General features: G+C 71.6%; 7 protein-coding genes. 4 read left to right on the top strand and 3 right to left on the bottom strand.

Annotated features, from left to right (window positions below):
- Both ACILR4_RS28625 and ACILR4_RS28630 read left to right on the top strand, forming a co-directional pair.
- The coding region (locus ACILR4_RS28625; protein WP_395704295.1) for a beta-eliminating lyase-related protein at positions 1-579 on the top strand (579 nt) is incomplete at its 5' end.
- Positions 580-605: 26 nt separating this feature from the next.
- The gene (locus ACILR4_RS28630; protein WP_395704296.1) at positions 606-1,349 is read left to right on the top strand and encodes a dienelactone hydrolase family protein; all 744 of its coding nucleotides are present in this window, start codon (positions 606-608) and stop codon (positions 1,347-1,349) included.
- Between the two features lie 10 nt (positions 1,350-1,359).
- On the opposite strand, the gene ACILR4_RS28635 is transcribed toward ACILR4_RS28630, so the two are convergent.
- Positions 1,360-1,692 (bottom strand): nucleotide pyrophosphohydrolase, encoded by a 333-nt coding sequence (locus ACILR4_RS28635; protein WP_395704297.1) that lies wholly within the window; start codon positions 1,690-1,692, stop codon positions 1,360-1,362.
- A 65-nt stretch (positions 1,693-1,757) separates the two neighbouring features.
- Between ACILR4_RS28635 and ACILR4_RS28640 the strand changes: the two genes are divergently transcribed.
- Positions 1,758-3,017, top strand: coding sequence for an MFS transporter (locus tag ACILR4_RS28640; RefSeq protein WP_395704298.1), 1,260 nt, complete (start codon positions 1,758-1,760; stop codon positions 3,015-3,017).
- A gap of 1 nt (position 3,018) precedes the next feature.
- On the opposite strand, the gene ACILR4_RS28645 is transcribed toward ACILR4_RS28640, so the two are convergent.
- Positions 3,019-4,227 (bottom strand): MFS transporter, encoded by a 1,209-nt coding sequence (locus tag ACILR4_RS28645; RefSeq protein WP_395704299.1) that lies wholly within the window; start codon positions 4,225-4,227, stop codon positions 3,019-3,021.
- A gap of 10 nt (positions 4,228-4,237) precedes the next feature.
- Positions 4,238-5,536, bottom strand: a complete 1,299-nt coding sequence (locus ACILR4_RS28650) for an LLM class flavin-dependent oxidoreductase (protein ID WP_395704300.1) — start codon at positions 5,534-5,536, stop codon at positions 4,238-4,240.
- 46 nt (positions 5,537-5,582) lie between these two features.
- Between ACILR4_RS28650 and ACILR4_RS28655 the strand changes: the two genes are divergently transcribed.
- Positions 5,583-6,161, top strand: a complete 579-nt coding sequence (locus ACILR4_RS28655) for a helix-turn-helix domain-containing protein (protein WP_395704301.1) — start codon at positions 5,583-5,585, stop codon at positions 6,159-6,161.
- Positions 6,162-6,564 lie beyond the last annotated feature (403 nt).

The raw sequence follows: 6,564 nt of genomic DNA on the forward strand, positions 1-6,564 counted from the left end.
CGCCTGCACATGGACGGCGCACGGCTGTGGGAAAGCGCGCCGTTCTACGCCCGCCCGCATGCCGAGATCTGCGCCGGCTTCGACTCGGTCTATGTCTCGGTCTACAAGGGCATCGGCGCGCTCAGCGGCGCGCTGCTGGCCGGCGACGCCGAGTTCGTCGCGCAGGCCCGGCTGTGGCGCCGGCGCATGGGCGGCACGCTCTATCACCTGAGCCCGATGATCGCCAGCGCCGCGATGCGCTTCGACGAGCGCGTGGCGCTGATGCCGGCGCTGTACCAGCGCGCACAGCAGCTGGCCGCGGCGCTGCAGCCGTTCCACGCGACGATGCGCGTGAACCCCGGCGTGCCGCACACGCCGCTGTTCCACCTGTTCTTCGCCGCCCCGGCAGACGCCGTGGCGGAAGCACGCGACACGCTGGCGCAGCAGCACGGCGCCTGGCTGGTCGACGGCATCGAGCCGGCCGAGGTGCCGGGCTGGAGCCGCACCGAGCTGACCCTGGGCGACCGCGTCCTGGCCGTGCCGCACGAGCAGCTGGTGCCGCTGTTCGAACAATTCCACGCGCTGCTGCAGAATTCCTAACGCCTGATCAACACGTCCACCGCATCATGATCGAACACCACGTCGACATCCCCACCGCCGATGGCGCGATGAACACCTTCATCGTCCACCCCGAGGAGAACGGCCCGCATCCGGTGCTGCTGTTCTACATGGACGCGCCCGGCAAGCGCGAGGAACTGCACGACATGGCGCGCCGCTTCGCCGCGGTGGGCTACTGCGTGCTGCTGCCCAACCTGTACTACCGCAGCCGGCGCGAGTACCAGCTGAAGGAACGCACCGAGGCGCTGCTGGCCGAGATGTTCCAGCTGATGGGCACGCTGAACCGCCAGACCACCGAGACCGACACGCGCGCGATGCTCGCGTGGGTGGACCAGCAGATGGGCATGGTGGCGGACCCGAAACGCATTGGCGCCGTCGGCTACTGCATGAGCGGCCCCTTCGTCGTCTGGGCCGCCGCCGCGTTCCCGGACCGGCTGGCGGCCATCGCGTCCATCCACGGCGCCAACATGGCCACCGACGCACCCGACTCACCGCACCGCTGGATTGCCCGGCTGCGCTGCGAGAGCTACTTCGCGTGTGCCGAGATCGACAAGTGGGCGCCGCCCGCCGACGTGGTGAAGCTCGAGCAGGCACTGCAGGCCAGCGGCCTGCCGCACCGCGTGGAGTGGTACCCGCAGGCCGAGCACGGCTTCGTGTTCCCGCAGCGCGCGGTGTACCACCGGGCTTCGGCCGAGCGGCATTGGGAGCGGCTGTTCGCGCTGTTCGGCCGCACGCTGCAACCCGCGGCCTGACGAGGCAGGCTCAGCCTTCGCCGCCGCGCGCCTTGGGCGGGAAGCGCTGCGCATTGACCTGCATCTTGGCCCGCGCCGCGGCCACCGGGTCGATGCCCAGCGCGCTGGCCAGCTGCACCAGGTACAGCAGCACGTCGGCGATCTCGCCGGCCACCTCGTCGCGCGTGGCGGGCGGCAGATCGCGGCTCTGCGCCTCGGTCAGCCACTGGAAGTGCTCGAGCAGTTCGCCCGCCTCCACCACCAGCGCCGAGGCCAGGTTCTTCGGTGCGTGGAAGGGCTGCCAGTCGCGCTCGGCCGCGAAGCGCTGGAGGTCGGCGGCCAGGTCGTGCAGCGAATCGCTCATCGTGGCCGCAGCATAAACCGGGGTTTGGCTACAGTGCGCGCTTCGCGTTCCGCATCCCCAGCGCCGTGCTGATCGACCTGTCCCCGCTGCGCCGCCACCGCGACTTCCGGCTCGTGTTCATCGGCCAGCTGGTCAGCGCCTTCGGCAGCTTTCTGACCTTCGTCGCGCTGCCGGTGCAGCTGTACGAGCTGACGCACTCGTCGGCCATCGTCGGCCTGCTGGGCGTGGTGCAGCTGCTGCCGCTGGCCTGCACCGCGCTGTGGGGCGGCGCGCTGGCCGACGCGATGGACCGGCGCCGCGTGCTGCTGGGTGCCGAGGCGCTGCTGATGCTGGGCTCGCTGGCGCTGGTGACCAACGCCAGCCTGGCGCAGCCCAGCGCGGTGCTGATCTTCGCGGTCGCGGCGCTGATGTCGGCGGTCGACGGCTTCCACCGCCCGGCGCTCGAATCGCTGACCCCGCGTCTGGTGGCCGCCGAGGACCTGGCCGCGGTGTCGGCGCTGAGCTCGTTGCGCTTCACCACCGCGTCGATCGCCGGCCCGGCGCTGGCGGGGCTCTGCATCGCGCGCTTCGGCATGGCCTTCACGTTTGCCATCGACCTTGCGAGTTATGCGATCTCGTTTGCCGCGCTGTCCATGATCCGCGGCATGCCGCCGGCCGAGCAGGCACCGGCGGTCGGCCTGTCCAGCATCGCCGAGGGCCTGCGCTACGCCGCCGCTCGGCCCGAGCTGATCGGCACCTACGTCGTCGACATCGTCGCAATGAGCTTCGCGATGCCGCTGGCGGTGTTCCCGGCGCTCGCGGCCGGCTGGGGCGGCAGCACGGCCGCGGGCTACCTGTACTCGGCGATGAGCGTCGGCGGCCTGGCGCTCACGCTGTTCAGCGGCTGGACCGCGAAGGTCCACCGGCGCGGCGCCGCGGTGGTGATCGCCGCGGCGCTGTGGGGTGCGGCGATCGTCGCGCTGGGCTTCGCGCCCAGCCTGCCGGTGGCGCTGCTGTGCCTGGCGCTGGCCGGCGCGGCGGACATGGCCAGCGGCCTGTTCCGCATGACGATCTGGAACGAGACGATTCCCGGCCACCTGCGCGGCCGCATGGCCGGCATCGAGCAGCTGTCGTACATGAGCGGCCCGCTGCTGGGCAACGCGCGTGCCGGCTTCATGGCCGAGCGCTTCGGCATCGCGCGCTCGATCGCCGGTGGCGGCATGGTCTGCGTGATCGGCGTGCTGGCCTGTGCGCGGTGGCTGCCGGCGTTCTGGCGCTATCGCAAGCCGGGCACGCCCGCCGGGTCGGGCAAGCCGACCTGCGCCGGGCCGGACCCGCCGGCCTGATTCAGCGCCGCCCGCCGGCCAGCCGCTGCGCCTGCGGCAGCGCGCGCAGCCGCGCCATCGCCACGCACCCCAGCAACGGGCCGATCGCCAGCACGGTGAACGCGCCGACCCAGCCGGCCGCGGCCACCACATGCGGCACCCCATGGATCGTGATCAAGGTCAGCAGGAAGCCGCTGCAGGTCTGCACCGTCAGCAAGGTGCCGATCGAATCGGGCTCGGCCAGTTCGGCGATGCTGGCTGAGAACTGCGCCGAGTCGGCCACCACCGTCAGCCCCCACAGCAGCGCCAGCGCGATCACCAGCGCCGGCGCGGCACCGAACAGCCAACCCATCAGCAGCGCGCAGCCGGCGCTGGCCCCCATCGCGCCCATCGTGACGGCGGTGCGGCCCACGCGGTCGGCCAGCCAGCCGCCGAGCCAGGCGCCGACCGCCCCCATGCCCACTGCGCCGAAGGTCCACAGGCTGGCCTGGCGCCCGGCATCGACCAGCCCGCTGGCGCGGAAGCTGGCCTCGAGGAACACCACCAGCCAGGCCCACATCGCGTACAGCTCCCACATGTGGCCCAGGTAGCCCAGGTTGGCCAGCCGCACCGCCGGGTTGCGCCAGGCCTGCGTGAACCTGGTGAGGTCCAGCCGCGTGCTGCGCGCCATGCCCGGCCCGATGCCGCAGAACAGCACCGCGACGCCGGCCAGCGCCGCGCAGGCCGCCGCCACGCGATAGACCAGCCGCCACTCGACGCCCCCGGTGGCCGCCAGCAGGTGCGGGCTGGCCGAGCCCAGCGTCAGCGCCCCCACCAGCAGCCCGATCAGCAGGCCGAGGTCGCCGCGCGCCCAGGTGGCCGCCAGCCGCATGCCCACCGGGTAGACACCGGCCATGCACAGGCCGGTGATGAAGCGCAGCGCCACCACCAGCGGCCCGGTCGGCGGGAGCACGGCCAACAGCGCGGTGGCCAGCGCCGCGATCAGCGCCGAGGCCGCAAACAAGCGCCGCGGGTCGTGGCGATCGGCCAGGGTCAGCACCGCGCTGGTCAGCGTGCCGACGACGAAGCCGACCTGCAGCGCACTGGTCAGCAGCGCCGCCTGCTGCGCGCCCACCGCCTGTGTGCGCTGGATGGCCCCCACCACCGCGGCCGACGAGAACCACACCGTCATCGCGCCGATCTCGCAGGCCATCAGGATGGCCAGCGAGGTGGCCTTGCCGCGGCGCTGCATCAGCAGCGGCTCATACGCGGTGCCCCGCCACCGGGTGGCTGGCCGGCAAGCGGTCGCGCGCGAAGAGCTTGCGGCGCAGCGTGCCCTCGGCGTAGGCAGTCTTGTACGCGCCGCGTTCCTGCAGGATCGGCACCACCTGGGCGATGAAGTCGTCGAAACACTCGGGCACCACGCTGCGCGAGAGGTTGAAGCCGTCGACGCCGCACTCTTCGGTCCAGCCGATCAGCGCCTCGGCCACCTGTTCGGCGCTGCCCACCAGCGGCGGCTGGCGGCTGCCCAGCGGCATCTGCTCGAGCAGCTTGCGCTTGGTCCACTGCGGGCCGGCGCTGCGCGTCATCGCGTCGACGTTCGAGACGATGGCCTGGCTCTGGCCGGTGACGATGGGCTCGTCCATCTCGTACTTCGCGAAGTCGATGCCCATCGACGCGGCGGCATGGGCCAGCGCCGCCTCGGGGTCGGCATAACGCCGATAGTCCTCGTACTTGTCGCGTGCCTCGGCTTCGCTGCGACCGCAGATCACGCTGGCGCCGAGGAAGACCTTGACGTCGTTGGCCGCGCGGCCCTGCTGCACTGCCTGCGCACGCAGCTCGTCGACGATCTTCTTCACGCCGGGCTTGCCGTGGCCGTTGATGAACACGCACTCGGCATGCGTGGCCGCGAAGCGCGTGCCACGCGCCGAAGCGCCGGCCTGGTACAGCAGCGGTGTGCGCTGCGGCGAGGGTTCGCACAGGTGCAGCGCATCCACCCGGTACTGCTTGCCGTGGTGGTGCACCGCATGCACGCGGGCCGGGTCGGCATGGCGGCCGGTCGCGCGGTCGCGCAGCACCGCGCCCTCTTCCCAGCTGCCTTCCCACAGCGCGTACATCAGCGCCATGTACTCGTCGGCCAGATCGTAACGGTCATCGTGAGCGGCCTGTGCCTGGTAGCCGGCGGCGCGCGCGGCGCTGTCGAGGTAGCCGGTCACGATGTTCCAGCCGATGCGGCCCTGGGTCAGGTGATCCAGCGTGGACATGCGGCGCGCGAACAGGTACGGCGCCTCGTACGTCAGGTTCGCGGTGACGCCAAAGCCCAGGTGCTGCGTGGCCGCAGCCATGGCCGGGATCAGCAGCATGGGATCGTTCACCGGCACCTGCACGCCGCCGCGCAGCGCGGCATCGGGGCTGCCGCCGAGCACGTCGTACACGCCCACCACGTCGGCGAAGAAGATGCCGTCGAACAGGCCGGCCTCGAGCCGGCGCGCGTAGTCGCACCCGCAGGCCATGTCGAAAGCGTTCAGGTGCATCTGGCGCGGCATGACCTCGGACTCCATCGGCGGTGCGATCCATCATAGTGGATACTCGGCCACCATGCGAGACATGCCCCAACCGCCCGCCGACCCAACCGAGGCCATCGCCGGCTCGCTGAAGGCGCAGCGCCTGGCGCGCGGCTGGTCGCTGGCCGAACTGGCCGCGCGCTCGGGCGTCTCGAAGGCCATGATCAGCAAGATCGAGCGGGCCGAGGCCAGCCCCACCGCCACGGTGCTGGGCAAGCTCTCGGGCGCCTTCGGCCTGTCGCTCTCGGCCCTGCTGGCCCTGGCCGAGGACCAGGGTGGCGAGCGCTTGAGCCGCCGCGCCGCGCAGCCGGTGTGGCAGGACCCCGAGACCGGCTACCGGCGCCGCGTGGTCTCGCCGCGCGGCGAGCGCGGGCCCGGCGGCATCGAGTTGCTGGAGATCGAGCTGCCGCCAGGTGCCGAGGTGCCGTACCCGGCCGCGGCCTTTGCGTTCCAGCGGCAGCTGATCCTGGTGACCGAAGGTGTGCTGCAGTTCGACGAAGGCGCACAGCGCCACCGGCTCGCCGCGGGCGACTGCCTGCAGCTCGGTGCCCCGGCCGACTGCCGCTTCGTGAACACCGGCAAGCGCAGCTGCCGCTACCTGGTCGTGCTGGCGCGACGCTGAAGCCGCGTCTTTTGCACGCTAGACCTTTGTTGCGTCCGATCCACTGAACAGGGGACGCCTCGCACCCGCGGGGTTGACGGCACACGCGCACTCGATTAACTTTCGCACCTCTTTCCCGCAACCCAACGCCGAGGAGGTGTCGCATGAACAGCCGCATGAACGCCATCGACGCACGCACTGCCAGCGTGACGTGGGTTGCTGCCTGCCTGGAACGCTCCAGCAGCGGGCTCATTCACCAACCGCTGCAGGTGCTCATTCCGGGAGAGGGACCAGGCGCTTAGTCGCCCCCTCCAGCCAGGCGCTCGCAGAGCGCCGCTGAAGGCCCGGACACCGCAAGGTTCCGGGCCTTTCTGATTTTCCGGACTCGCTTTTCGCATGCATCCGCGCAGCCCGCGCACGGTGG

The organism is Aquabacterium sp. (assembly GCF_044226965.1).
Taxonomy (GTDB): Bacteria; Pseudomonadota; Gammaproteobacteria; order Burkholderiales; family Burkholderiaceae_C; genus Pseudaquabacterium.

Coding starts and splice junctions, on each gene's coding strand:
- ACILR4_RS28650 (WP_395704300.1), bottom strand. CDS start 5,536: ATGGAGTCCGAGGTCATGCCGCGCCAGATGCACCTGAACGCTTTCGAC.
- ACILR4_RS28645 (WP_395704299.1), bottom strand. CDS start 4,227: ATGCAGCGCCGCGGCAAGGCCACCTCGCTGGCCATCCTGATGGCCTGC.
- ACILR4_RS28655 (WP_395704301.1), top strand. CDS start 5,583: ATGCCCCAACCGCCCGCCGACCCAACCGAGGCCATCGCCGGCTCGCTG.
- ACILR4_RS28635 (WP_395704297.1), bottom strand. CDS start 1,692: ATGAGCGATTCGCTGCACGACCTGGCCGCCGACCTCCAGCGCTTCGCG.
- ACILR4_RS28630 (WP_395704296.1), top strand. CDS start 606: ATGATCGAACACCACGTCGACATCCCCACCGCCGATGGCGCGATGAAC.